Consider the following 23,965-nt stretch of genomic DNA (forward strand, 5'->3'; position numbering starts at 1 on the left):
CCTGAGCCGCCGCCGGTGACCCAGCCGCCGCCCCCGACGACTGAGCCGGCGCCGCCGCCGGTGACCCAGCCGCCGCCCCCGACGACTGAGCCGGCGCCGCCGCCGGTGACCCAGCCGCCGGTGACCCAGCCGCCTCCGACGACCGAGCCGACGCCGCCGCCGGTGACCCAGCCGCCTCCGGCCCCGACAACCGAGCCGGCGCCGCCGCCGAGCGGTCCGTTGCCCACGCAGTCCGCCCCGGTGGATCCCAGCCCGGAACCCAGCGCGGCCATCGAGACCGCCCCGGCCCCACCGCCGACAGCGCCGGAAGGCTGACCGGAGGTGCAGGGAGGAAGTCTGGGGGTCTCACTGCCGTGTCCGCTGCGGAGAACGGTTGCCGCGTCCCTCCTCGAGGCTGCGGACCGGTCCGCGGCCGATCCGCAGCGGCGTCTCGTTGCGGGGATCTCCGGCGCCGGCGGATCAGGCAAGAGCGCCCTTCTCGACCTTGCCGAGGACCGCTACCGGGAAGCGGGAATCGGCGTCGTGCGCGGCCCTGCCGCCCTCGAGGCTGGAGTCGGTGAAGCCGAATTGGACGGTGCCCGCCGGGCGGTCCTCGTCGACGACGCCCACCTCCTCGACGACGCCGCGCTTGCCCGGATCCACTCGATTCTTGAGGACCGCTCCGACGATGTAATCGTTTCCTACCGGGGCTGGCCCCGGAGCCCGGCACTGGAGCGCCTCGCCGCCGTCCTCGAACAGCGCCATCCGCCGGTGGTGCTGGGTCCGCTGGGCACTGACGATCTCGCCCGCTATCTCGGTGCCGCCCTGGGCGAGCCGGTGCCGGCGGTGACCCTCGAGCTGGTGGCGAACCTCACGGGCGGAATGCCGTGGCTCGTACAGCGGGTCACCGCGGGCCTGCAGCAGGAGCCCGGCGGAACAGGCTCCGCCCCAGAGGTTCCCCTCGGTGTCATGGACCAGCTCGGCTACGAACTCGACGGCGTCGACACCGCGCTGCGCGAGCTGCTGCTGGCGATGGCCGTCGGATTCGTCCCGCCGCGGCAGGTCCCGCCGGGGCTGGCGGCGGCCGGTACCCCGGTCGATGCCCTGCTCGCCCGGGGCCGGGCCGCTGGGATGCTGCTTCCCGACGGACGGCTCGCCCCCCTGATCCGCCGCGCCCTGCTCGCGGCCACTCCCGGCTACCGCATCCGGGAACTGCAGCACTCCCTCGTGGACCTGTTGACGGACGGGGAACTGCGGTCCGGGGAGGTTGCCCGCGGACTGGCCCGCGACGGGCTGCAGCACCCCCGGGTGGCGGCTGCGCTGTTGGCCGCGGCCGACGCGGAGCTGCCCGACGCACCGGAGGCCGCGGCGGCGCTGTACGAGGAGGCGGGCGCCGCCGGCGCCGACGGGCTCTCCACCGCGGCCCGCCGGGCCCAGGCTGCCGCAGCCATGGGGGACCTCGACGGCGCGTGCAGGATCCTTGACCATCTGCTCGCCCAGAAGGAGGCGCCGGACATCGCCCGTGCCGCCGACGTCGCCGCGTCCGTGTGGGCCCAGCGCGGCATGCTCGCCCGCGGTGCCGATGTGTACCGATGGCTGGGGGAGGAGCGGGCCGGGAGTTCCGCCGCCCTGGCCGCCGTCACGATGATCGGCAGCGGCGACCGGGACGCAGCGGAAACGATGCTCGGGGGAACCGCGCAGGACGGCTCTCCGACGGTGCGTGCCGTCTCGGTCGCCCTGATGGGGAGGGGCGTTCACACCTCGCTGGGGCCCGCTCCGGCGCAGGCCCTGCCCGGACTCATCCGCGCCTCCGACATGATGACCGCCTCGGGCCAGGCGCTTCCCCTGCCCGACCTGCCGGCCGCACTCGCCGCCCTGGCGGCACTCAGCAGCGGTGAGCTCAAGCTCGCCGAATCGGTCCTCGACGCGGCGCTCGCCGGCGGGCAGGGCGGACCGGCGGCCCGCCCACGGCTGCTGCTGCTGCGGGCATGGACCGCACTGCAGCGGGACCTGCCCGGCGAGGCCCGGTCCTTCGCCGCCGAGGCGGTTCCCGGCCCCGGCACGCTCGTCCCCCGGGACGAGTTCTTCCTCACCGCACTCGAGGTGGCCCTGGCACGGCGGACCGGCGATGTCCCGGCCCTGGTGCACGCCTGGCAGCGGGCCCGCGAGGGCATCCTGCGCGTCTCGATCGACCTCTACCTCCTCCTGCCCCTCGGCGAACTCCTTGTCGCCGGCGCCCGCCTGCGCGACGCGGGCCGGCTTGAAATCCCGCTCGCCGAGGCCTGGGCGCTGCTGGAGCGGCTGGGCAACCCGCCGCTGTGGTCGGTGCCGCTGCACTGGGCAGCGGTCCAGGCGGCGCTCCTTTCGGACCGGCCGCAGGACCTTGCCCCGCACGCGGCGGCCCTGGTGCGCAGCGCCGGCCGCTACCCCCTGGCCGCGGTGCTCGCCACCGGGGGCCGGGTATGGATCTCAGTGCTCGCCGGCCGCTTCGAGGTTCCCGCCGTTGAGAACGCAGCGCGCGGGCTGGCAGCCGCCGGCTACACCTGGGACGGGTCGCGGCTGGCGGGCCAGGCCGCGTCCCGGGCCGACGACCGGAAAGACATGGCCCGCCTGATGGCCTGTGCCCGGGACCTGCACCCGGCCCCCGACACCGCGGCCACGCCGTCAGCCCGGCCCGCGGCCGGTACCACCGGTCCGGCGGCGCCGCGGCCGGGTGCGGCCGCGGGATCGGATGGGTCGGGGCTGAGCGCCCGCGAGCGCGAGGTCGCCCGGCTCGTGCTTGAGGGCAGGACCTACCGGGAGATCGGCCAGGCGATCTTCATCTCTCCGCGCACCGCCGAGCACCACATCGCACGCATCCGGCGCCGCCTCGGTGTCACCACCCGCGCCGACCTGCTCGACCAGCTGCGCGTCGCCCTGGCCAAGGCCGAGAAGGGACCGGGCGGGGCCTAGGGGCCCCGGCGGGCGCAGGGGCAAAAACGCGCCCGATTGCGACACCGGCGCCGGATCTAGCGGGCGCGGGAGCGGCTGCGGCGGGCGTAGGGGCGAAAACGCGCCCGATTGCGACGCCGGGGCCGGATATAGCGGGCGCGCCGGTCGTTTTCTGGTGCGCCGGTCGTTTCCTGGTGAGGTCGTCGTTTCCTGGTCGCCGGCCGCGCCGAGGTACGGCCTCCCGGCCCGTGCCCGCCCCGTGGTCGCCCGACCCCCGCTTCCGGTGCGCGGGATGTCCGATTACCCCGTACCCCTACCGTCGGGCGGTGCTCAAACCCCTATTGGAGGAGTCCCCGGAAGGGGAGGAATCCCCGATGGCGGCGGACTGCGCCGGTCCTAGATTGAACTCAGGCGATCCAAGCATCGGCGCTCTCAGAACAACCGATCATCACCAAGCAGGGGAACCCAAAATGCCAACTCTCGCAACGACTCTTCTCGAATTCCTGATGAACCTGTTCAAGGACCCCGAGGCCGCGGCGGCCTTCAAGGCTGACCCCGAGGGGGCCCTCGCCGACGCCGGGCTCGGAGGTGTCTGCATGGAAGATGTCGATGCGGTCCTGCCGGTCATCCTCGACTACGCCCCCGTCGCGGTGAACTCGTCCTTCGACCGCGAGTACAACACCGGCGGCAATGACTCCACCATCGAGGCGCCGATGAGCGGCAACGCCGGCTCGGTCAGCGTCGGCCCGATCACCGGTGCCGGCCACAGCCACGGCGATGACGACGATCACGGCCATGACCACGGCCATGACCACGGCCACGGCGGCGGCCGGGGCCACGATCACGATGACAACGACGATGACGACCATGGTCACGACGACTACAACGATCACGGCCACGCGGTCCAGACCCTGACCCACGTGATGAACAACTACTCCTACACGTCGACCATCGACGACCGGGACACCATCACCGACCAGTCGGTCAACCAGAACATCTGGGCCGACGGCGATGTCACCCAGTTCTTCGACAACGACGCCATTGTCGCCTCGGGCGATGACGCCATCGCGGCCGAAGGCGACGTCGAGGTCGACAACTCCGTCGACGAATCCACCGACAACTCCACCACGGTCCACGCCGGCGATGATTCGCACATCGGTATCGGCAACACGGACGTCGACGTCGAGATCGAAGACTCCTTCAATGAGGACAACGACGTCACCGAGGATTCCCACAACACCGAGGATTCCTACAACAAGGACAACTCGATCAACGACTCCTACAACAAGGACGAGTCGATCAACGACTCCTACAACGAGGACGAGTCGATCAACGACTCCTACAACGAGGACAACGACGAGGACAACGACATCAACGCCTCGTACAACACGGACGTCGACGTCGAGTTCGAGGACTCGTTCAACGAGACCACGGACCAGTCGACGACCACGGTACGGGATTCGAACAACGACAATTCGACGACCGTCGAGATCGACGACTCCTTCAACGAGGTCGACAAGTCCGTCCCCGACCACTCGATCAACACGGACCTGGACGTCGAGATCGAGGACTCCTTCAACGAGGTCGACGTCACGGATTCCTACAACGAGACCACGACGACCACCGAGACGACGACGACCACGGAGACCGAGGTCGTCATCGACGAATCCTTCAACACCGACAACTCCGTCGCCGTCGAGGCGGAGTTCGACGAGTCCTTCAACGACACCTCCACCGAGGTTGTCGTGGACGACATCACCACCGAGTTCACCTCGATCGACGAGTCGGTCGTCCTGACCGACACCGAGGTCACCGCCGACGAGGGCGGCGAGGTGGACCTGGAGGCCGATTCCTAGCAGCCTCCCGCAAGTTTGTCTCAAGAAGAACGGCCCGGCCCGGCAGGAAGCGTGCTTCCCGCCGGGCCGCTCTGTAGTCTCGAGTCATCGTCTTTCCCGGGAGGTGCACCTGTGGCCGAGCTGGTTCAACTTGTGGAGCGCGGCATCGACCTGGTGCAGGCCGGAGACCGGGCGGACCTGCGCCGCCGCCTCGACGCGACCCGCGGCCGCCTCCTCGACGCGAACATCCGGGTAATCGTCGTTGGAGAGTTTAAGCAGGGCAAGAGCCAGCTCATCAACGCCCTGGTCAACGCGCCCGTGTGCCCGGTGGATGACGACATCGCCACCTCGGTGCCCACCGTGGTGCGCTACGGCGAGCAGCCTTCGGCCGTCCTCGTGGTGCCCCGGGACGCCGACCCGGCGGCCGACGGCGGGCCCGCGCTGGAGCGGCAGCCGGTCGACCTGGCCGATATCGCCTCCTACGTCTCGGAAAAGGGCAACCCCGGCAACGAGCGCCGGCTCGTGGCGGCCGAGGTGGCCCTTCCCCGCAAGGTCCTGACCGGCGGGCTCTCCCTCGTCGATTCGCCCGGGGTCGGCGGCCTCGATTCGGCCCACTCTCTGACGACGCTCACCGCGCTGCCGACGGCCGATGCGATGCTGCTGGTCTCCGACGCCTCCCAGGAATACACCGAACCGGAAATCCGCTTCCTGCGCCAGGCCCTGCGGGTCTCCCCGAATATCGGCTGCGTCCTGACCAAGACCGACCTCTACCCGCAGTGGCGGCGGGTCGCCGAACTCGACCGCGCCCACCTGGACCGGGTGCGCCCCGGGATCCCGCTGATTCCGGTGTCCTCCGACCTGCGCCTGCACGCGGCCCGCCTCAAGGACAACGAATTGAATACGGAGTCGGGCTTCCCGGCGCTGGTGGCCTACCTGCGCTCGGACATCCTCGGCTCCGCCGAAAGGCTCCAACGCCGCTCCGTCGCCCAGGACCTGCTCTCGATCACCGAGCACCTGCGCCTGTCGCTGACGTCGGAACTCGGCGCGCTTGAGGACCCCGAACGGACCCCGCTGATGATCGCCGGGCTTGAGGCCGCCAAAGAGCGCGCCGATGAGCAGCGCCGCAGGTCGGCCCGCTGGCAGGTCACCCTCAACGACGGCATCAGCGACCTCATCGCCGATATGGAGTACGACCTGCGCGACCGGCTGCGCAGGATCCAGCGCGAAGCGGAGCAGGCGATCGACGAAGGGGACCCGGGGCCGACCTGGGACCAGTTCGCCCAGTGGCTCGAGCAGCGGGTCGCCTCGGCGGTCTCCGATACCTTCGTCTGGACCAGCGAACGCTCCGCCTGGCTGGCCGAGCAGGTCGCCGAGCATTTCCAGCAGGACGAGGTGCGGCTGCCGGTGCTTTCGGTCTCCGACACCCAGGACGTCCTGAGCCCCGTCGAGAAGGTGCCGACGCTCGACCCGGGCAGGGTGGGCCCCCTGCAGAAGGTCCTGATCGGCATGCGCGGATCCTACGGCGGCGTGCTGATGTTCGGGCTGCTCACGGGCATCGTCGGCATGTCCCTGATCAACCCCTTTTCGGTGGGAGCGGGGCTCCTGCTGGGACGCAAGGCCTACCGGGAAGACAAGGAGGCGCGGCTCAAGCGCCGGCAGGGCGAGGCGAAGGCGCTCGTGCGGCGGCAGATCGACGACGTCGTCTTCCAGGTCGGGAAGGAACTCAAGGACCGGCTGCGCCTGATCCAGCGCGCCACCCGCGACCACTTCTCCGAGATCGCCGAAGAGCACCACCGCTCGCTGGGTGATTCGGTGGCGGCGGCGCAGAAGGCCGCAGCTACCTACGCCCTCGAGCGGGAGCAGCGGATGCAGCAGATCCGAGCCGAGCTGAAGCGCGTCGACGCCCTGCACGCCGAGGCCCGCGCACTGGAAGGTGACCCCGCGGCGGCCCGGCCGTGACCGACGTGGGCGCCGCGGTGGCAGTGCTCGTCCGGGACGCCCAGGAGGTGTACGGGGCGGACCCTGCGGCGCTGGCCGTGCTCTCGGGCTATGACCGGCGGCTGCGCGAACCGCTCCGCGTCGCCGTCGCCGGGATGGTGAAGGCGGGCAAATCCACGCTTCTCAATGCGGTGATCGGCGAAGAGATCGCCCCCACGGACACCGGGGAATGCACCCGGGTCATCACCTGGTACCGCCATGGGGACACCCCCCGGGTGACCCTGCACCCGCTTGACGGTGCCCCGAGGGCGCTGCCCGTGCGCCGGGTGGAGGGCCGGCTGCAGCTCGACCTCGGCGGCACCCCCGCCGACGAGGTGGACCGGCTCGTGGTGGAATGGCCGGCCCGGGCCCTGCGCGACCTCACGCTGATCGACACCCCCGGGATCGCGTCGCTGTCGCGTGAAGTTTCCGCGCGCTCGGTGGGGTTCCTCACCCCGGGCGACGCGCCGTCGGAGGCCGACGCCCTGATCTACCTGATGCGCCACCTGCACGCGAGTGACCTCGGCTTCCTCGAGTCCTTCCAGGACACCGCGGCGGGCCAGTCAGGTACGGTCAACGCACTGGCGGTCCTCTCGCGGGCCGACGAGGTCGGAGCGGGGCGGATCGATGCGCTGCTGGCCGCCCGCGAGGTGGCCGCCCGCTACCGGAACGACGCCGGCCTGCGCCGCCTCGCCCTGGGCGTCGTCCCGGTCGCCGGCCTCCTCGCCCAGAGCGCGCGGACCCTGCGCCAGAACGAGTTCGCCGCCCTGGCGGCGCTGGCACGGCTGGAGCGCGGGGACCGCGAGCGCCTCCTCCTCTCGGCCGACCGGTTCGTTCGGGAGGACGCGCCCGGGGGCGTTCCCGCGGGGGAGCGCGCCGTTCTGCTTGAACGGTTCGGCCTGTTCGGGGTCCGGCTCGCGTGCGTACTGCTCGGCGGGGGCATCGGCGAGCCGACGGCCCTGGCCCGCGAACTGGCCCGGCGCAGCGGCCTGGACGACATCCTCCGTGCGCTCTCGGGCCAGTTCCAGGCCCGGGCGGCCCAGCTCAAGGCCCGAAACGTCCTGATCGGCGTCGACGCCCTCGTGCGTGCCCGGCCCCGGCCCGGCACCGCCGCCCTTGCCGCGTCGATCGAGCGGATCCTTGCCGGTGCCCATGAGTACCGGGAGCTTCGGCTCCTTGGGGTGCTCCACACCAGCGGAGTTGCCCTCGCGCCGGACCTTGCGGCGGACGCGGAACGGCTCATCGGCGGCAGCGGGGTGGCACCCGCGCGCCGGCTGGGACTGCGGCGGGACGCACCTGCGGATCAGGTGCGGACAGAGGCGGTGCTTCAGCTGCGCCGCTGGCGCGCCGTGGCCGAAAACCCGCTGACCGACAGGAGCGCCCTGGATCTGTGCCAGACGGTGATCCGCAGCTGCGAGGCGTTGCTTGCCGATACCGCCCAGGAGCCGGCAGCCCCCCTCTGAACCCCTGTGTCCCGGTCCGATGAGCAGGGCTCGCAGTCCGTCAATTACCGGTTTCAGCCGTGGCGGAACCACGCGTTGGCGCGGGGGAGCAGGCTTGCGGCCAGCGCCGCAGCGCCGAGCAGGGCCTGCGCCACCAGGAGCAGCACGAAGTAGGTCTCCGCGCCCGGAGGGGCAAGTATCGAGCCGCCTGCGGCCAGCACCGCGAGGTGCACGGGCAGGAGCGCCAGCAGTACCCACCGCGGCCAGCCGCGCCGGCGCAGCAGGACGGCGAGCAGGAGCGCTTCGATGCCGATGAGGACCAGGAGGGCGCCCAGCCCGCCCCACCACGCAACCGAGGCAACGGTGTCAAGGGTCATCGGGTCCCGTTCGGCCCCGATGCCGGCCGCCGCCTCGCGCAGCCGGTCAAGCTGGGACCGGCGGTTGAGGAACGCAAGCAGGGCCGCCACGATCCCGGCCGCGAAGCTCGCGAGCCAGAGGGACCGGGCGGCTCCCACCGGGCCCGGCGGCGGCACCGCGGCAACGATGGGTGCGGGGGCGCTCCCGGCAAGTTCCGGCCGCGGCGGAGCGGGGTGGAGCGCCGGCTCCCGCCGCCGTTCGTCCGGGTTCCCCGCCCTGCGCCCGGGGCCCTCCCCGGCAGGTTCGTTCGACATGGGGGTAACTTAGCACCGGTCCCCGGCGGCCGCAGGAGAAGCCTTCTCCGAGTACTCCACGAAGGGGAACGAGTAGTTACTACTGTGGTTGGTGGGAGAAGCCGGTCCTACCCTTGGTGCCATGAGCAGCAACAGTGGAAACGCAGTCCATGGCCGGCGCAGGAAGCAGGATACGCGGCCGGCAGCCGGCCGCCGGGTGGGCATCGGTACGGGCCTTGCCGTCATCGTGGTGATCGTCCTGCTGATCATCCTCTTCTGACACCCGCTCTTCTGATACCCCGCCCCGCGTGCCGGCGCGCAGGGCCGCCACCGGCCCGCGCCGGTCAATTCAGGAGCCCGGCCGGATCAGATAAGGCCGGATCTCCATATCCCGCCGGAGGCGCAGGGGCGGGGGCCTCAGGCGCTGCGCAGCTGCGGGTCGATCGACAGCCCGCTGAGGCCGTTCCACGCGAGGTTCACAAGGTGCGCCGCCACGGTCCGCTTGTCCGGCTGGCGCGCGTCGAGCCACCACTGGCCGGTCATCGCCACCATCCCGACAAGCATCTGGGCATAGATGGCACCGTCCTGGGGCAGATATCCGCGCTTCTCAAACTCGGCCGCCATGATGTGTTCAACGCGTGCGGCGATCCGGGACAGCAATGTGGAAAACGCGCCCTCGGGCTGGGACGGGGCGGCGTCGCGCATAAGGATACGGAAACCGTCGGTGCTGTTCTCGATGTAGTCGAGGAGCGCAAGCGCTGCGCGCTCAAGCAGCTCCCGGGACCCGGCATCGCCGGCGAGGGCGGTCGTGACGCTGCGCAGCAGGATGTGGAACTCGACGTCGACCACCTGGGTGTAGAGGCCTTCCTTGCTGCCGAAGTGCTCGTAGATCACCGGTTTGGACACCCCTGCCGCCGCGGCGATCTCCTCGATCGTGGTCCCGTCGAGACCCCGAAGTGCGAACAGCGCCCGGCCGACGTCGATGAGCTGGGCGCGCCGTTGGGCACCCGTCATGCGGGGTCGGACGGCCCCGTCTCCGGGTGCTGAAGGCTGGCTCATTCCTCCATCCTACGGACCGGGCCGGGTCGCCGATGGATTCCGTTCGTGGCAGACTTGATAACCGTGTGCACGTGCTGCCGTACGGCAGGGCGCGCATGGTCCGCCCTGGTGTAATGGCAGCACCCCAGCCTTTGGAGCTGCGGAGTATAGGTTCGAATCCTATGGGCGGAACGGTGGAAACGGCCCGGTACTATGACCGGGTGGCCACCCGCCGGTCACACCCCCAACAGGTAGGAGCGCTTCTTCGTGAGCCATCAGGACGCCGCTGCTGCGACGGCACCATTGGAATCCTCCCCACCGGCCGCAGTGATCGTCCTCGCTGCCGGAGCAGGCACCCGGATGAAGTCGAGGACCCCGAAGGTCCTGCACCCGCTGGGGGGTCTGTCCCTCGTGGGCCACGCCCTCGCCGCGGCCCGTGCACTCGGACCGGAGGCGCTGGCCGTGGTGGTCCGCCATGAACGCGACCTCGTCGCCGGCCACATCGCCGCCCTCGACCCCGGTGCGCTGCTCGTGGACCAGGACGAGATCCCGGGCACCGGCAGGGCCGTCCAGGTCGCCCTCGAGGCGCTCGACGCCCGCCACGGCGCCCCCCTCGAAGGCACCGTCGTCGTCACCTACGGTGACGTGCCGCTGCTCACTCCCGCGACGCTGGAACACCTCCTGGCCGAGCACCGGGCCGGAGCGAACGCGGTGACCGTCCTGACCGCGGTCCTCGACAACGCCGACGGCTACGGCAGGATCCTGCGGGGAGCCGACGGCACGGTCACGGCCATTGTGGAGCACAAGGACGCCACCGACGCCGAGCGGGAGATCCGCGAGATCAACTCCGGAATCTATGCCTTCGACGCCGGGCTCCTGCGCACCGCGCTGGGGCAGGTCGGTGCCGACAACGCCCAGGGCGAGATGTACCTGACCGACGTCCTCGGCCTCTGCCGCGCCGCGGGCGGCCGGGTCGCCGCCGTCGTCTCCGAGGACCGCTGGCAGGTCGAGGGGGTCAACGACCGCGTGCAGCTGGCCAGCCTCGGCGCCGAGCTGAACCGGCGGATCGTCACCGCGTGGATGCGGGCCGGGGTGAGCATCATCGACCCCGCAACGACCTGGATCGACGCCACGGCCGTGCTCAGCGAGGACACCACCGTCCTCCCGGGCACCCAGCTCCACGGGGCAACCCGGCTCGAACGCGGTGCGGTCGTCGGTCCTGACACCACCCTCACCGACGTTCTCGTCGGCGAGGACGCCTCCGTGGTGCGCACCCATGGAAGCGGCGCGCGGATCGGTGCCGGCGCCTCCGTCGGCCCCTTCACCTACCTGCGCCCGGGCACGGTGCTCGGTGAGGAAGGCAAGATCGGGGCCTTCTACGAGACCAAGAATGTCACCATCGGCCGCGGCTCGAAGCTGTCCCACCTGGGCTACGCCGGCGACGCCGAGATCGGCGAGTACACGAACATCGGCTGCGGAAACATCACGGCCAACTATGACGGCGTGAACAAGCACCGCACCGTCATCGGCTCCCATGTGCGCACCAGTTCGAACACCGTCTTCGTCGCGCCCGTCACCGTCGGTGACGGCGCCTACACGGGAGCCGGCGCGGTGATCCGCAAGGACGTCCCCGCCGGTGCCCTGGGCCTGAGCATCGCCCCGCAGCGCAACGCCGAAGGGTGGGTCGGTGCGAAGCGGCCCGGCACGGCCTCCGCCCGGGCCGCCGCGGCATCAGCCGATGGTCCTGCCTGGGACGCCCCGGCCACCGGTCCTTCCTCCGCCGGCACCACCCCCGGCACAGTGGCGACACCAACAGAAGAGAGCAGCCAGGCATGAGCGAAATCACGGCACACGGCGAGAAGAAGCTGGTCCTGGCCTCCGGGCGCGCCCACCCCGAACTCGCGGAGGAGATCGCCGCGGAGCTTGGCACCGAACTCCTGCCCGTCTCCGCCTACGACTTCGCCAACGGGGAGATCTACGTCCGGTCGGGCGAGAGCGTGCGCGGCACCGACGTCTTCGTGATCCAGGCGCACCCGGCCCCGCTGAACAACTGGCTGATGGAACAGCTGATCATGGTCGATTCGCTGAAGCGGGCCTCCGCCAAGCGCATCACGGTGGTGTCCCCGTTCTATCCCTATGCCCGCCAGGACAAGAAGGGCCGGGGCCGCGAGCCCATCTCGGCCCGCCTGGTCGCCGACCTCTACAAGACGGCCGGAGCCAACCGGCTGATGTCGGTCGACCTCCATACCTCACAGATCCAGGGCTTCTTCGACGGCCCGGTTGACCACCTGATGGCGATTCCGCTGCTCGCCGAATACATCCGCTCACGCGTCGATGCAGACAACGTCACCGTGGTCTCGCCGGACGCCGGGCGGGTGCGGGTGGCCGAGCAGTGGGCCGAACGGCTCGGCGGTGCACCGCTGGCGTTCGTCCACAAGAGCCGGGACCTCACGGTGCCCAACCAGGCCGTATCCAAGCAGGTCGTCGGCCAGATCGAGGGACGCACCTGCGTGCTCATCGACGACATGATCGACACCGGAGGAACGATCTCCGGAGCCGTACAGGTGCTGAAGAATGGCGGTGCGAAGGATGTCATCATCGCCGCCACGCACGCTGTCTTCTCCGAGCCGGCATCTCGCCGGCTCGCGGAGTCGGGCGCGCGGGAAGTGGTCGTCACCAACACCCTGCCGATTCCCGCCGAGAAACGCTTCCCGCAGCTGACGGTGCTTTCCATTGCGCCGCTGATCGCCCGTGCGATCCGGGAGGTGTTCGACGACGGATCCGTCACGAGCCTCTTCGACGGAATCGCCTGAGGCTGCTGCAGGACGGTAGAATCCCTTCAACCTAGGTGGGGCGGACCGGCTCAACCCCAGTAGGGTAAAGGGGCCGAAGGCCCCTATGCTAGGTAGTGAGCGTCGGCCAATTGAGTAGGCATGCACGCATCTGCCGCACGAAAACGGGTAGTTTCACGGGAACTTCCGTAGTCACCACTCGTGTTCGCGGGCCCACTCGTTTCTAGGCTGTGTACCAGGAGAACTCACAGCCCGGGGAAGAAGTTGGTCTCAATGCGGTCTCACAGAGTGATTTATTCGCGTCATGCCACACCGGTCCACGCACCGATCGTCCAGGGCGGCCCGAAATGACCCCGCTGCTGCCCGGCAGCTTCTTCATCGGGCGCACCGAACTGCTCGCCGGGATCCACACGGCCCTCCGCCGGGACGGATCCTCCGGAGCGGTCCTCGTCGGAGGGACGGGCGTCGGCAAGACGGCGCTCCTGCAGCAGGTCCTCCAGGCGGCGTCCGGGGTCCACATCGTCAACGTGCGGGGATCGGCCGCCTCCCGGCGCATTCCCTACCGTGCCCTGAGCTTCCTCCTCTCCGAGGTGGAACGGGAGGTGCTCGGCAACCCGGTGATGGTCCTCCAGGCGCTGAGCGCCGCCCTGCGGCGTCACGCCCGCGGCGAGTCGGTCATCATCGCGGTCGACAACGCCGAGCAGCTTGACGCCGCCTCCTCCGGCGTCATCAGCCAGCTCGTGCAGAACGGCGACGCCCGCATCCTGCTGGCCGTCAAGGATTTCGCCCTCGCAGACGGCGCCTTCATGGCGATGTGGTGCGACGGTTCGCTTCAGCGCTTCGACGTTCCGCCGCTCACCTTCGACGAATCGACCCGGTTCGTCGAGGCCGAACTGGGGGCGCCGGCATCCCAGGAGTGCCTGCAGGCGCTGTGGGAGTTCAGCGCCGGCAACCCGAGGGTCCTCCGCACGGCGCTGCGGGGGATGGCCCGGCGCAACCTCCTCGCCCGGAACAACGGCTCCTGGGTGCTGCTGCCCGGCCGGCTGGTCCTGGGCGAGGAACTTGCGGAAGCCGGATCGGCCCTGCCCGAGCTGAGCCGGGAACAGCGCAGGATCGTACGCCTGACCGCCCTGGCCGGCCACCTGCCCTGGCCGATGGCGCTCCAGCGGTTCAGCCCGGAAGACCTCGACACCGTGCAGGAGGCGCGCGTGATCACCGTCGACCACGGGCCGGCGCCGGCCGCGCGCTGCACCGCACCTGCCCTTGCCGACGCCGTCGCCGAAAGTGTTCCCGCGGAGGAGGCCGGGGCGCTCTACGCCGACTTCGCCTCCCAGCCGGGCTTCGGGGTGGTCCTCGAGGCCGAACCGACCCGGCATGCACAGTGGCTGCTCCGGGCCGGACTCCCGCTGCCTCCCGAGGTCGCCCTGGCCGGCGCCCGCTCGGCCAACCGCGCCGGCGACTTCGCGGCGGCCGCGGAGATCGCGGCAAGCGGCAAGGCCCGCTCGGTACCCGCCGCCCTGGTGCTCGAGTCGGTCATCGCCGACCTCGGACAGGGGGATTTCGAACGCGCAGCCTCGACCGCGGCAGCCCTGGCGGGCCGCCCGGAGCGCCCCGCCGGTGCCGATCTCTTCCGGCTGCGCCTGCTCCAGGCGCGCATCCTCCGTCATTCCGGCCAGCCCGGCAGCGCTGCCCTCCTCGACCGGGCCGCCGCCGAACTCGCCGGGGAGCAGCCCCTGCCGGAGGCCGCCGAACTGGGCAAGGAGGCGCTGCTGGCCCGCGCCGAGCAGGCCTCCTGGGACGGCCGGTTCCTGCGCAACGCGGCAGAGCTTCCGGCGGTCCTTGCTTCCGATGACGGACTCGACGCCGAGTTCCGGGCGCGCGTCGAGGGCTGGCTGTGCGAAGCCTGGGCGATGACCGCGCGGCAGCTCGAGGCAATGGAACTGGCCACAGACCTCGCCCGCCGGGTCGGGGGACCGGGCATCAGCAGGACCACCCGGACCTTCGCCGTCCAGCAGATCGGGGAGGTGTACCGGCTCGCCGGCTCGGGCGCCGAGGGCGAACGGATGCTGGCCGCCGCCGGACTGCCGAGGGGAGGTCCGGAGGCCGGGCGCGGATCATGGGGCGCCGTCGCCGAAGGTGTTGCCGAGGCACTCCAGGGCCGGGTCGGTCCCGCCCTCGAACTGCTCGCTCCCGCGCTCAACCAGCTGCGCGTCCGCGACCCGCAGGGCCTGCTGCCCCTGGCCGCGGCCGGAATCACCTACTGCCACGCCCAGGAGCGCAACCTCGAACAGGCAATCGCCCACCTTCCGGTCACCGAGGCGGGCCCAGCAAGCCCGTGGAAGGTCCGGCGCGCGTCCCGGCACCTTCAGCTGCTGGTGTCCTCGCTCCTTGAGGTCAAGGCCGACGCGGCCCGCGACCTCCACGCCCTCGGGGAGGTTGACCGCCGCGCCGGCGCCGGCGCGTGGGCGCTCCTGTCCCTGTCCCGGGCCGTGCGCCTCGGCGACAGGACGGCGCTCGATCCGTTGACCGCGGTGTCCGCCTCGCTCCAGGGCGCGTTCGCCCGGACCTGCGAGCTCTACGCCAAGGGGCTGGGCAACGGAGATGCGGAACTGCTGGTGCAGGCCGCCGAACTCGCCTCCGCGCAGGGGGACCGCCGCTTCGCCTCCGACGCCGCCCAGGCCGCGCTGCGCAGCGCCGCCGGAACGCGCGAGAAAAACACCCTCCGCCAACTGCAGCGCCGGGTCCGGGAGATCCTTCCCGAGGCCGCGGCCTGGAGCTCGGCAGGGTCGGGCCTCGAACGGCTCACCGCTCGGGAACGCGAGGTCACCCGGCTCGCGGCGGCGGGGGCGAGCAACAAGGCGATCGCCGCGCAGATGTTCGTCTCGGTGCGCACGGTCGAGGGCCACCTCTACCAGGTGTACTCGAAACTGAACGTCTCGACCCGGAGCGAGCTTGGAGAGCTCATCCCCACCGAAACCCGCTCATGAGGACCACCGCTTCGCTGGTGGACGGGGACCTCGTCGGCCGGAACCCGCTGATCGAAGCCCTCGAGCACGCAGTGACGCGCTCGGACCTGCACGGGGCGTTCGTTTTCGGTGAGGCGGGGATGGGCAAGACGGCGCTCGCCCGCCACCTCGTGGAGCGGACCCTGCACTCGGCGGCCTCCTTCCTGATCCACCCGGGCCCGGCGCTGAGCAACGCACCCTACGCGGCGCTCGCCCCGTTCCTGGGACGGGCGACGGCCCGCGATATCGAGTCCTCGCTCTCGGTGCTGCGGATCCTGATCTCGTTCTTCCGTGAGGAGTCGAAGGGCCGCCCGGTGCTCCTTGTCGTCGACGACGCCCACGAGGTCGACGACGACAGCAGCCACGTGCTCTCCCAGCTCGTCTCCTCCCGCACCGTGCGCCTCGTCGCCTTCTCGCGGCCGCAGGAACCGGTCTCCGAGGAACTCGTGTCCCTCTGCAGGGAAGGGCTGCTCGCCCGTTTCGAGGTGGGGCCCCTGGACGCGGCCGAGGTGGCGGAGGTGTGCACGAAAGTACTCGGCGGCGAGCTTGTACGCGGCACCGGGGAGCGACTCTGGGAGGAGTCGGGCGGAAATCCGCTGTTCCTGCGGACCCTGCTCGACCAGTCCCTCGCTGATGGAGCGCTCACCGAAACCGCGGGGGTATGGCAGCTGTCCGGGGAGGAGCTGAGGGTGCCGGCCTCCCTCGCCGATCTCGTGCGGGGCATCTGCCTGCGGCTGCCGCCGCAGGAACGGAAGGCCTTCGAAGCGCTCGCCCTCGCAGAACCCGTTCCCTTCTCGGCGATCTCCGGCATCACCGATGCCACAGCCGTGCCGAACCTGCTCGAGGCCGGGCTCATCATGAGCATGCCCGGCCATCCGGCCTTCGCGGTTCCCACCCACCGGCTCTACGGAAGGATCGTGCGCGGACTCGTCCCGGCAGGTCGGAGCGCCGTGCTCAGGGCCGAACTGGCCGCCGGCTCAACCCCGATCCCCACGGTGGGTCCCGGCAGGATCCGGCACCTCAACTGGGCCCTTGACTGCGGGGAAGCCGTGTCGGACGCGGAACTCATCGAGGGGGCCCGTCTCGCCCACCGTTACTTCGACCTGTCCTCCTCGGTCCGGTTCGCCTCGGCGGTGGCAGGTCCGGAACACGCCACCGCAGCCCGGGTGGAGCGGGCGCGGGTCGAAATCGCCCGGATGCACCTGCCCGAAGCCGAAGACCTGCTGCGCGGAACCCTCGAGGCGTCCGGGCAGCTCGAGGTGCTTGCCGCCGCCGCGGTTCTCACGGTGCGCCTGCGGCTGTTCCAGGGCAGGCCGCTGAAGGACATCCATACCCTGGCCGACCGGTGGAGCGCCGCGCTTCAGTCGAAGCACCACTTCCCGGCGGACCCGCCGGAGGTCATCCTGCTGCGCTGCTTCGCCTACAACCTCGAGGGGCGCTACGCCGATGCCGAGACGCGGCTGCGGGCGATCGGACCGGATGAGGCAGGCGGTGAGCTCAACTTCGCCCTCGCCCAGTCCCTGCTCGGTGAGGCCCTCGGGGCGACCGGCCGGGGAACCGAGGCCAAGGCGCTGACGGCGTCCGGCCTGGCCCTGGTGCGCACGAATCCCGGCCTCTTCAACGACTTCCACGCCTTCACCCTCACCCGCCACCTCCTGGTGCTGATCCACTCCGGGGAGTTCGCAGAGGCCGAGGCCGCCCTCCAGGACTATGCCCGCCGGCCGGCCCGCGACTACGACTTCACCGGAGGTGCGCTCGCCGCCCTCGATGCGCTGCTCGAGGTGCGCCGGGGCAGGTTCCGGCTGGGGATGGAAAAACTGGGCCCCGCGCTCGAAGCGCTCCGCCGGTCCGACAAGGAACTTCTGCTCCCGTACACCCTCGCCGTCGCCGCCCTCGCCTCCAGTGCGCTGGGCCGGGCGGACCGTGCCGAGGCGCTGACGACCGAATTCGCCGCCCAGGCCCACCGGGGCAGCCGCCCCCTCGCGCTGCTGGGACAGGCTTTCACCCACGCGGCCCTCCTGCCCTCCTCAAACCGCGAGCACCACCTCGACCGGCTGAAGGGCCTGGCCGCCACTGCGGCCGGGAAGGGTCTCTCCGCCGTCGAAAAGGACATCCTCGAGATCCTCGTGGCGCTGGGTGACGAGGAGTCCGCCGTCCGGCTGGAGGCGCTCACCGGCGCGATGGAAGGCCGTGAGGCGGCGGTGCTGAACGCGTACGCCGCCGCTGCGGTCTCCGGGGATCCGGAGCGGCTGGCAGCGGCGGGGGACAAGGCGGAGCTCTCCCAGAAGCACCTGGTGGCGGCCGACGCCGCCTACCGCGCCATGCGGCTGCTGTCGGGCGCGGGGGACCGCCGGACCCAGCGCGAACTGCTCCAGGTGGCCCGGCGCCGGCGCCAGCGCCTCGAAGGCTGCTCGCCCGCGCTCCTGGGCGACGCCGAGGAGCCGACGAAGCTGACCGCGCGGGAGCGGGAGATCGCCTCCCTCGCCCTCGACGGCGCGTCGAACCGTGCGATCGCCGCCGCGCTGACGGTCTCTCCGCGGACCGTCGAGGGCCATCTTTACCGCATCTACGCGAAGCTCGGAATCACCCGCCGCGAGGAGCTGACGGCGGAGTACGAATCGATCGTCCGGCCGGACTAGGACCTGCCGAGTAGGAGCCTCGGCGATGAGGTAGTGCCGTGCCCGGGAACAGGTAGCAGAACAGGGGAATTCGGGCGCGATTACTTGTGTTGCCGTCCTCCCGGGGGACATAGAGTTTTGACAAGTCGGAACCCAGAAAAGGAGCCGGCTTCACCGAACCGGGTCGGCGGTGTCGAAGTCTTCTTGAGACCAGGACTTCATCCCCAGCCGCCGCCGACCCTTAACCTCGGCAGGAAGACCTGCAGGTGGCCGGGCCGGAACATTGACGTTCCGGCCCGGCTTTCTTTGTGGCGTGGCGCCCCGTGGGCCGCGCGGCCCGAGCCGGCAGTGCCGCAATGCGGCCTCGAATGGCACAATGGGCTGAAATTGCCGGGCACGAGGCTGGGAGCGCCAATCGAATTCGACATGTTGCCGCGGGGCGCCAAGGTGCTGTGGGTGTCCTCCGCGGGCGGACACCTCTCGGAACTCCTGAAAATCGACGGCACCGTTCAGGCGTCGGAGGATTCGCTCTGGGTGACCTTCGAAACCCAGCAGACCGTCTCGATGCTGAGTGCGCGGCGGAGCCAGTTCGTCGGCTACGTCGCGCCCCGCGATGCGGCGGCCACCCTCAGGGCGGCACGCCGGATCCTGTCGATCCTGCGCCGTGAGTCCTTCGACGCCTGCATCAGCACCGGGGCGGCCGTGGCGGTGTCGGGGCTTCCCCTGGCGGCACTGTTCGGAATTCCCACCTACTACGTCGAGAGCCTCGCCCGGGTCTCCGCTCCATCCTTCACCGGCAGAATCCTCGAGCGTGCACCGCGGGTACGGACCTACGCCCAGTACGAGGGCTGGTCCTCACGCCGCTGGCCCTACGCCGGCACCATCTGGGATTCCTTCTCCTGCTCCTCCGGGACGGAGCCTGTCCGGGTGCGGAAAATCCTCGTCACCCTCGGGACGATCCGGCCCTACGCGTTCGACCGGGCAGTCGATGCGGTGCTGTCGATCCTCCAGCCCGGGGATGAGCTGACCTGGCAACTCGGCTCCACCCGGCGTTCCGGCCTTCCGGGCACCGTGCACCAGGAGATGGGCTTCGGCGAGCTGGGCCGGTGCGCCGCGGCCGCCGACGTCGTCATCACCCACGCCGGGGTGGGAACGATCCTTCAACTGATGAGCCTGGGCAAGATGCCCGTCCTTGCGGTGCGGGACCCGGCCCACCGGGAGCACGTCGACGGCCATCAGGACGAAATCGCGTCGGCCGCAGCGGCACGCGGGGTGGTGCGGGTGCTGGACCTGGCGCGCCCCCACCGCGGCGTCCTCGAAGCCGCTGCGTCCCGGCGGATCATCAGCACGTGAGGCGGCCCCCGGCGGTCCCGGCCTTCGCCCCGGGGAGGGTCAGGGGAGCCGCGGGGGTGCTGTAGGATGGTCTGCGATGCCTAGGCGAGGGAGCGGCCCGAGAAATCGGGCGGACTCCGTGATCGACGGTGGCTAGCGACTTTCAGCAGCTGGTGCTCCCACCAGCAGTGAGCGGTTTCTAGACGCGCTCCTCAATGCCCCGGCAACGTCCACGGGCTGGCCCGCCACCGGCGCACCAGCTAACCAGCGTTCCACGAGGAGAACACCATGTCAGAGCAGAAGCTCCCAGCAGAAGTACGCAACGAATTCGGCAAGGGCGCGGCCCGCCAGGCCCGCCGCGCCAACAAGATCCCCGCAGTCATCTACGGGCACGGTGGGGATCCGCTCCACGTCCTGCTCCCCGCGAAGGCCACCACCCTCGCCGTGCGCACCCCCAACGCCCTGCTGACCCTCGAGGTCGACGGCACCGAGCACCTGGCCCTCGCCAAGGACATCCAGCGCAATCCGCTGAAGCAGATCATTGAGCACATCGACCTGCTGACGGTCCGCCGCGGCGAGAAGGTCGAAGTCGACGTCACCATCCACATCGAGGGCGAGGCGGCCCCCGAGGTCGTCGTCAACCTCGAAAGCAACACGGTGCTCGTCGAGGCCGAGGCCACCCACCTGCCCGAAAGCCTTACCGTCAACATCGAGGGCCGCCAGGTCGGCGAGCACATCCACGCCTCCGACATCCAGCTGCCTGCGGGCACCCGGCTTCTGGTCGACGCCGACACGCTCATCGTCAACCTCGCCGCTCCGACGGTCCAGGACCTCGGTGAGGCCGAGGCCCCCGCTGAGGAAGCCGGTGCAGCCGAGCCCGCTGCCGACAACAGCTAATCCTGCCGGTCTTCATGCCAACTGACGCATGGCTCGTAGCCGGGCTCGGGAATCCCGGGCCCGGCTACAGCGGCAACCGCCACAATGTGGGTTCGATGGTCCTCGACCTCCTGGCAGCACGCCTCAATGGGCGGTTCCGGTCAACCCGGACGCAGGCGATGGCCCTCGAGGGACGGCTCGGCCCCGGCGGTCCGCGCGTGGTCCTGATGAAACCGCTGACCTATATGAACCTCTCCGGCGGACCCGTCTCCGCGCTGGCGAAGTTCTACGGAATCCCCGCCGAGCGCGTTCTTGCGGTGCACGATGAGATCGATATTCCCTTTAACACTGTCCGGCTCAAGGCAGGCGGAGGCGAAGGCGGGCACAACGGCCTCCGGGACATCAGCCGGGCCCTGGGCACGAAGGACTACCTCCGGGTCCGGGTCGGCGTCGGGCGTCCTCCCGGCCGGCAGGACACCGCCGACTTCGTCCTCAAGGACTTCGGTACCGCGGAGAAGAAGGAACTGCCCTTCCTCCTCGAGGATGCGGCCGACGCCGTCGAGGCCGTGATCCGGACCGGACTCGTTGCCGCCCAGCAGAAATTCCACGCTCCTGCCGGTTGAGAACCGTCCCCGCCGTCACGGCTCGGGGCCCCGCGGCGCGGGGCCGGCGGCGCGGGTGCGAACACTACAGCATTAAACCTTGGTCGCGCTTCAGTGGCTTTCCTCACACGGGGAGGTAGTGTGATGCTCCAAGACAATCGTTGTGGGGCGGACTCAATGGTGACTTGTGGTACCAGCCCCGGTTTCGAACCGGGGCTGCCGGTTGGGGCCGGGGGAAGTACGATGGGGCGCTGCATATGACGGGGCTGGACAGCAGTTGGCCCCTCGTGGGGCGTTCCGAGGAGATCGACTATGCCCGGAATGCCCTCCTGCAGGCCTCGGGTGGTGGAGTGGTCCTCGTCGGACAGGCCGGGGTGGGCAAGACACTCATCGCCCGCCGGGTCAGCAGTGACCTTGCCCGGGATTTCGAGGTGCTCTACCTGCGCGGCTCGGCGGCCATCGCGGACACCCCCTACGGAGTGCTCAGCATGGTCCTTGCCCAGCTTGACGAGGAAACCTCGGCCAACCCGCTTCTGCTCCTGAGCTCGCTCCAGAGCCGCTTCCATCCCGGCACCGGGGGCGCCCGCACGCTGATGGTGCTCGACAATATCGAGGACTTCGACGATTTCTCGGCGATGGTCATCGCCCACCTCGTCCGCGTGGGATCCGTCCGGGTCCTGGGCATCTGCGGGGACATGCAGCGCGCACCACTCGAGCTGTTCAACCTGTGGAAGGACGACGTCGTGCGCCGGCTCGACGTCGAACCCCTCGACCTGGAGAAGACAACCGAACTGCTCACGGCCGCGCTGGGCAACCCCGTCTCCCGCTCGGTGGCCCTCGGGCTGTGGCAGGCAAGCGGCGGAAACCCCCGGTACCTTCAGGCGATCACCCTCTCCGACGTCGAATCGGGGCACCTAGCCCTGAGCGACGGGGTCTGGGTTTCCGGCGGCGGGGATGGATCCCGGACGGGAAAGCCGATGACCGAGTGCGTCACCGGTCAGCTCGAGCGGATCTCCCCGGACCGGCGTCCGCTGCTTGAGACCGTCGCCGTCGTCGGCGCGGTTCCCCTGGACCTGCTGCTCAAGGTGTTCCCGCCGGAGCCGGTCAACGCCCTGCAGGAGCAGGGCATCCTCTGGGCGGAACAGGGCGGTCCTCCCCTCGTGCGCGTGTCCGACGAGGGGCTGGCCGAGTCGCTGCGCTCCCAGCTCGTTTCCGTGCCGGGACGCGCCGCGCTCTCAATGCTGAACGGACTGCGCACGGACAGCTCCATGCCGGGGCCGAGCCGTGCGTCCCTGATCCGGTGGAGCCTCGACAACGGGGTCCCGGTTGAGGCCCCGGCGCTGATCGAGGCCGCCCGGGAGGCCAATCTGCGGTCCGAGCCGTCGGCGGCGCTGGGCTTCCTCGCAGCGGTGCCCGACGCCGAGCGCGGCCCGGCGACCGTCCTCGAAGCGGCGCGCGCGCTGGCCCTGGAGCGCCGGGTCGACGACGCCCTGGCCACCATTGACCCCCTGCTCGGCGACGGGGCTGCGCCGGTCGGCCTGCGGCTGGAAGTGCAGCTGATGCTCACAAAGGCGGAGCTGACGATGCGCAGCCACCAGCGGCACGCCGAGACCGCTCCGCTGCTCGACGCGGCCGGCGCGCGGCTGTCCTCCGCCCCTGCCGAGGAGGTGCAGGACCTCCTCGAACAGCTTGAGGACTTCGCGGCGGAACGTGAACTGTTCGAGGGCCGCTCGGTCGGGCTCACAGAGTCCCTCCCTGGACGGATCGAGGCGCGTTCGGCGCACGGTCGGCCCACCTCCCGGCTCCAGGGACTGCTCGCCTCGGCCCTGGCCATGGCGGGCCGCCAGGAGGCCGCCGTGGAAAGCGCCCGTTCCCTTGTCGCGCGGCTCGTGGGGGCAGAGCGGGACCCGCTCGAGATCGAGCGCGGCGGAACGCACCTCTTCACCGCGCTGCTGGCGGCCGGGTACTGGAACGAGGCACTGGCGATGGCCGAGGCCCCGGAACGGGACGCCGATGCAAGCATCTACGACGGCTCGGCCTCGGAGTTCACCGAAGGTCTGCTTCACGCTTTCGCCGGCCGCAGCCAGGACGCGCTGGACCGGCTCGTTCCGGCCATCAGCCAGCTGCGGGCCAGTGATCGGCACGGGCTGCTGCCCCTCGCGGAGGCCGCCGGTGCCTACGCCCTCGCGCTCCGGGGGGACTCGGCCGGGGCCCGGGAGCACCTGAACGCCGTCGACCTGGACTCCGAGCGCCACTCCTGGCATTACCGTGACAGCGCCGAGTACTTCAAAATCCTCGCCGGGGCCGCGCTGGGCGAGCCCGGCGTGGCGCAGGAGTTGCTGCGGTCCCGGGCGGAGGCAAACGCCGCTGCCGGCAACAAGGGGCAGGAGCTCCTCTTGCTCTCCCAGGCGGTGCAGCTTGGCTCCGATGACCTCGTGGAGCGGCTGTGCGCCGCCGCCGCCACCTGCGAGGGGCCCCTCGCCCGGGTCCTGGAACTGTTGGGCAAGGGGATCGCCGCACGGAATTCCGAGGTCCTTCTCGACGCCGCCAGCGCCGCCCTCTATTCGGGGCATGATGGGCTCGCGGCCCACGCGGCGGAGCGCGCCATCGAGTTCCTCGAGGACGGCGACGCGATGATCGGCATCTATGCCGACCAGATCCTCCGCCGGGCCGCCGCACCGGGGCGGAGGCCGGCGCGCAGCAGGACGATCCTCAGCGAGAGGGAAAGGAAGATCGCACGGTTCGTGGCCCGCGGTGCGTCGAATAAGGTCATTGCCGAGGCCGAACACGTCTCGGTGCGGACCGTCGAAGGACACGTTCACCAGATCCTGACGAAGCTCGGTCTCTCGAGCCGCAAGCAGCTTGCCCTGATTTTCAAGTAGACGGAC

16 protein-coding genes and 1 tRNA gene are annotated in these 23,965 nt (G+C 70.6%); 14 read left to right on the forward strand and 3 right to left on the reverse strand.

All coding sequences use genetic code 11. From position 1 onward, the window contains the following. A partial coding sequence (locus QZX79_RS04060; protein WP_294565042.1) for a hypothetical protein occupies positions 1-272 on the reverse strand: 272 nt, incomplete at its 3' end. 49 nt (positions 273-321) lie between these two features. On the opposite strand from QZX79_RS04060, the gene QZX79_RS04065 reads away from it, so the two are divergent. The 4 genes from QZX79_RS04065 (at position 322) to QZX79_RS04080 (ending at position 8,185) form a co-directional block, all read left to right on the forward strand. Further along, positions 322-2,931, forward strand: a complete 2,610-nt coding sequence (locus QZX79_RS04065; RefSeq protein ID WP_294565045.1) for a LuxR C-terminal-related transcriptional regulator — start codon at positions 322-324, stop codon at positions 2,929-2,931. Positions 2,932-3,380: 449 nt separating this feature from the next. Continuing rightward, a complete protein-coding gene (locus QZX79_RS04070) occupies positions 3,381-4,766 on the forward strand; it encodes an IniB N-terminal domain-containing protein (RefSeq protein ID WP_294565048.1) in 1,386 nt (461 codons plus the stop codon). A gap of 111 nt (positions 4,767-4,877) precedes the next feature. After that, positions 4,878-6,704, forward strand: a complete 1,827-nt coding sequence (locus QZX79_RS04075; RefSeq protein WP_294565051.1) for a dynamin family protein — start codon at positions 4,878-4,880, stop codon at positions 6,702-6,704. After that, the gene (locus tag QZX79_RS04080; RefSeq protein ID WP_294565054.1) at positions 6,701-8,185 is read left to right on the forward strand and encodes a dynamin family protein; all 1,485 of its coding nucleotides are present in this window, start codon (positions 6,701-6,703) and stop codon (positions 8,183-8,185) included. The genes QZX79_RS04075 and QZX79_RS04080 overlap by 4 nt, the downstream gene beginning before the upstream one ends. Positions 8,186-8,238: 53 nt before the next feature. Here the strand turns inward: QZX79_RS04080 and QZX79_RS04085 are convergent, their stop codons facing one another. Then, the gene (locus QZX79_RS04085) at positions 8,239-8,835 is read right to left on the reverse strand and encodes a hypothetical protein (protein ID WP_294565057.1); all 597 of its coding nucleotides are present in this window, start codon (positions 8,833-8,835) and stop codon (positions 8,239-8,241) included. Between the two features lie 121 nt (positions 8,836-8,956). On the opposite strand from QZX79_RS04085, the gene QZX79_RS04090 reads away from it, so the two are divergent. Continuing rightward, positions 8,957-9,094 (forward strand): hypothetical protein, encoded by a 138-nt coding sequence (locus QZX79_RS04090; RefSeq protein WP_294565062.1) that lies wholly within the window; start codon positions 8,957-8,959, stop codon positions 9,092-9,094. Positions 9,095-9,231: 137 nt separating this feature from the next. On the opposite strand, the gene QZX79_RS04095 is transcribed toward QZX79_RS04090, so the two are convergent. Beyond that, the gene (locus QZX79_RS04095) at positions 9,232-9,873 is read right to left on the reverse strand and encodes a TetR/AcrR family transcriptional regulator (RefSeq protein ID WP_294565065.1); all 642 of its coding nucleotides are present in this window, start codon (positions 9,871-9,873) and stop codon (positions 9,232-9,234) included. Positions 9,874-9,972: 99 nt separating this feature from the next. Here QZX79_RS04095 and QZX79_RS04100 point away from each other — a divergent pair. The 9 genes from QZX79_RS04100 to QZX79_RS04140 all read left to right on the forward strand — a co-directional run bounded on the left by QZX79_RS04100 (position 9,973) and on the right by QZX79_RS04140 (position 23,959). Continuing rightward, positions 9,973-10,044 (forward strand) — tRNA-Gln (locus QZX79_RS04100). A 75-nt stretch (positions 10,045-10,119) separates the two neighbouring features. Next, a complete protein-coding gene (glmU, locus tag QZX79_RS04105; RefSeq protein ID WP_294565068.1) occupies positions 10,120-11,688 on the forward strand; it encodes a bifunctional UDP-N-acetylglucosamine diphosphorylase/glucosamine-1-phosphate N-acetyltransferase GlmU in 1,569 nt (522 codons plus the stop codon). Next, positions 11,685-12,665, forward strand: coding sequence for a ribose-phosphate diphosphokinase (locus QZX79_RS04110; protein WP_294565071.1), 981 nt, complete (start codon positions 11,685-11,687; stop codon positions 12,663-12,665). Before glmU ends, QZX79_RS04110 begins: the two co-directional genes overlap by 4 nt. Positions 12,666-12,991: 326 nt before the next feature. Next, the gene (locus QZX79_RS04115) at positions 12,992-15,631 is read left to right on the forward strand and encodes a LuxR family transcriptional regulator (RefSeq protein ID WP_294565073.1); all 2,640 of its coding nucleotides are present in this window, start codon (positions 12,992-12,994) and stop codon (positions 15,629-15,631) included. Then, complete coding sequence (locus QZX79_RS04120; RefSeq protein WP_294565076.1) at positions 15,628-18,288, forward strand: LuxR family transcriptional regulator; 2,661 nt, start codon at positions 15,628-15,630, stop codon at positions 18,286-18,288. The genes QZX79_RS04115 and QZX79_RS04120 overlap by 4 nt, the downstream gene beginning before the upstream one ends. A 405-nt stretch (positions 18,289-18,693) precedes the next feature. Further along, positions 18,694-19,620 (forward strand): glycosyltransferase, encoded by a 927-nt coding sequence (locus tag QZX79_RS04125; RefSeq protein ID WP_294565078.1) that lies wholly within the window; start codon positions 18,694-18,696, stop codon positions 19,618-19,620. A gap of 267 nt (positions 19,621-19,887) precedes the next feature. Continuing rightward, positions 19,888-20,496 (forward strand): 50S ribosomal protein L25/general stress protein Ctc, encoded by a 609-nt coding sequence (locus QZX79_RS04130; RefSeq protein WP_294565081.1) that lies wholly within the window; start codon positions 19,888-19,890, stop codon positions 20,494-20,496. A gap of 14 nt (positions 20,497-20,510) precedes the next feature. Further along, positions 20,511-21,098, forward strand: a complete 588-nt coding sequence (gene pth, locus QZX79_RS04135) for an aminoacyl-tRNA hydrolase (protein WP_294565084.1) — start codon at positions 20,511-20,513, stop codon at positions 21,096-21,098. Between the two features lie 236 nt (positions 21,099-21,334). Then, positions 21,335-23,959: a LuxR family transcriptional regulator gene (locus QZX79_RS04140; protein WP_294565086.1), complete on the forward strand. Its 2,625-nt coding sequence runs from the start codon at positions 21,335-21,337 to the stop codon at positions 23,957-23,959. The last annotated feature ends 6 nt before the right edge of the window (positions 23,960-23,965 follow it).

This window comes from uncultured Arthrobacter sp. (genome assembly GCF_902805515.1).
Classification (GTDB): Bacteria; Actinomycetota; Actinomycetes; order Actinomycetales; family Micrococcaceae; genus Arthrobacter_D.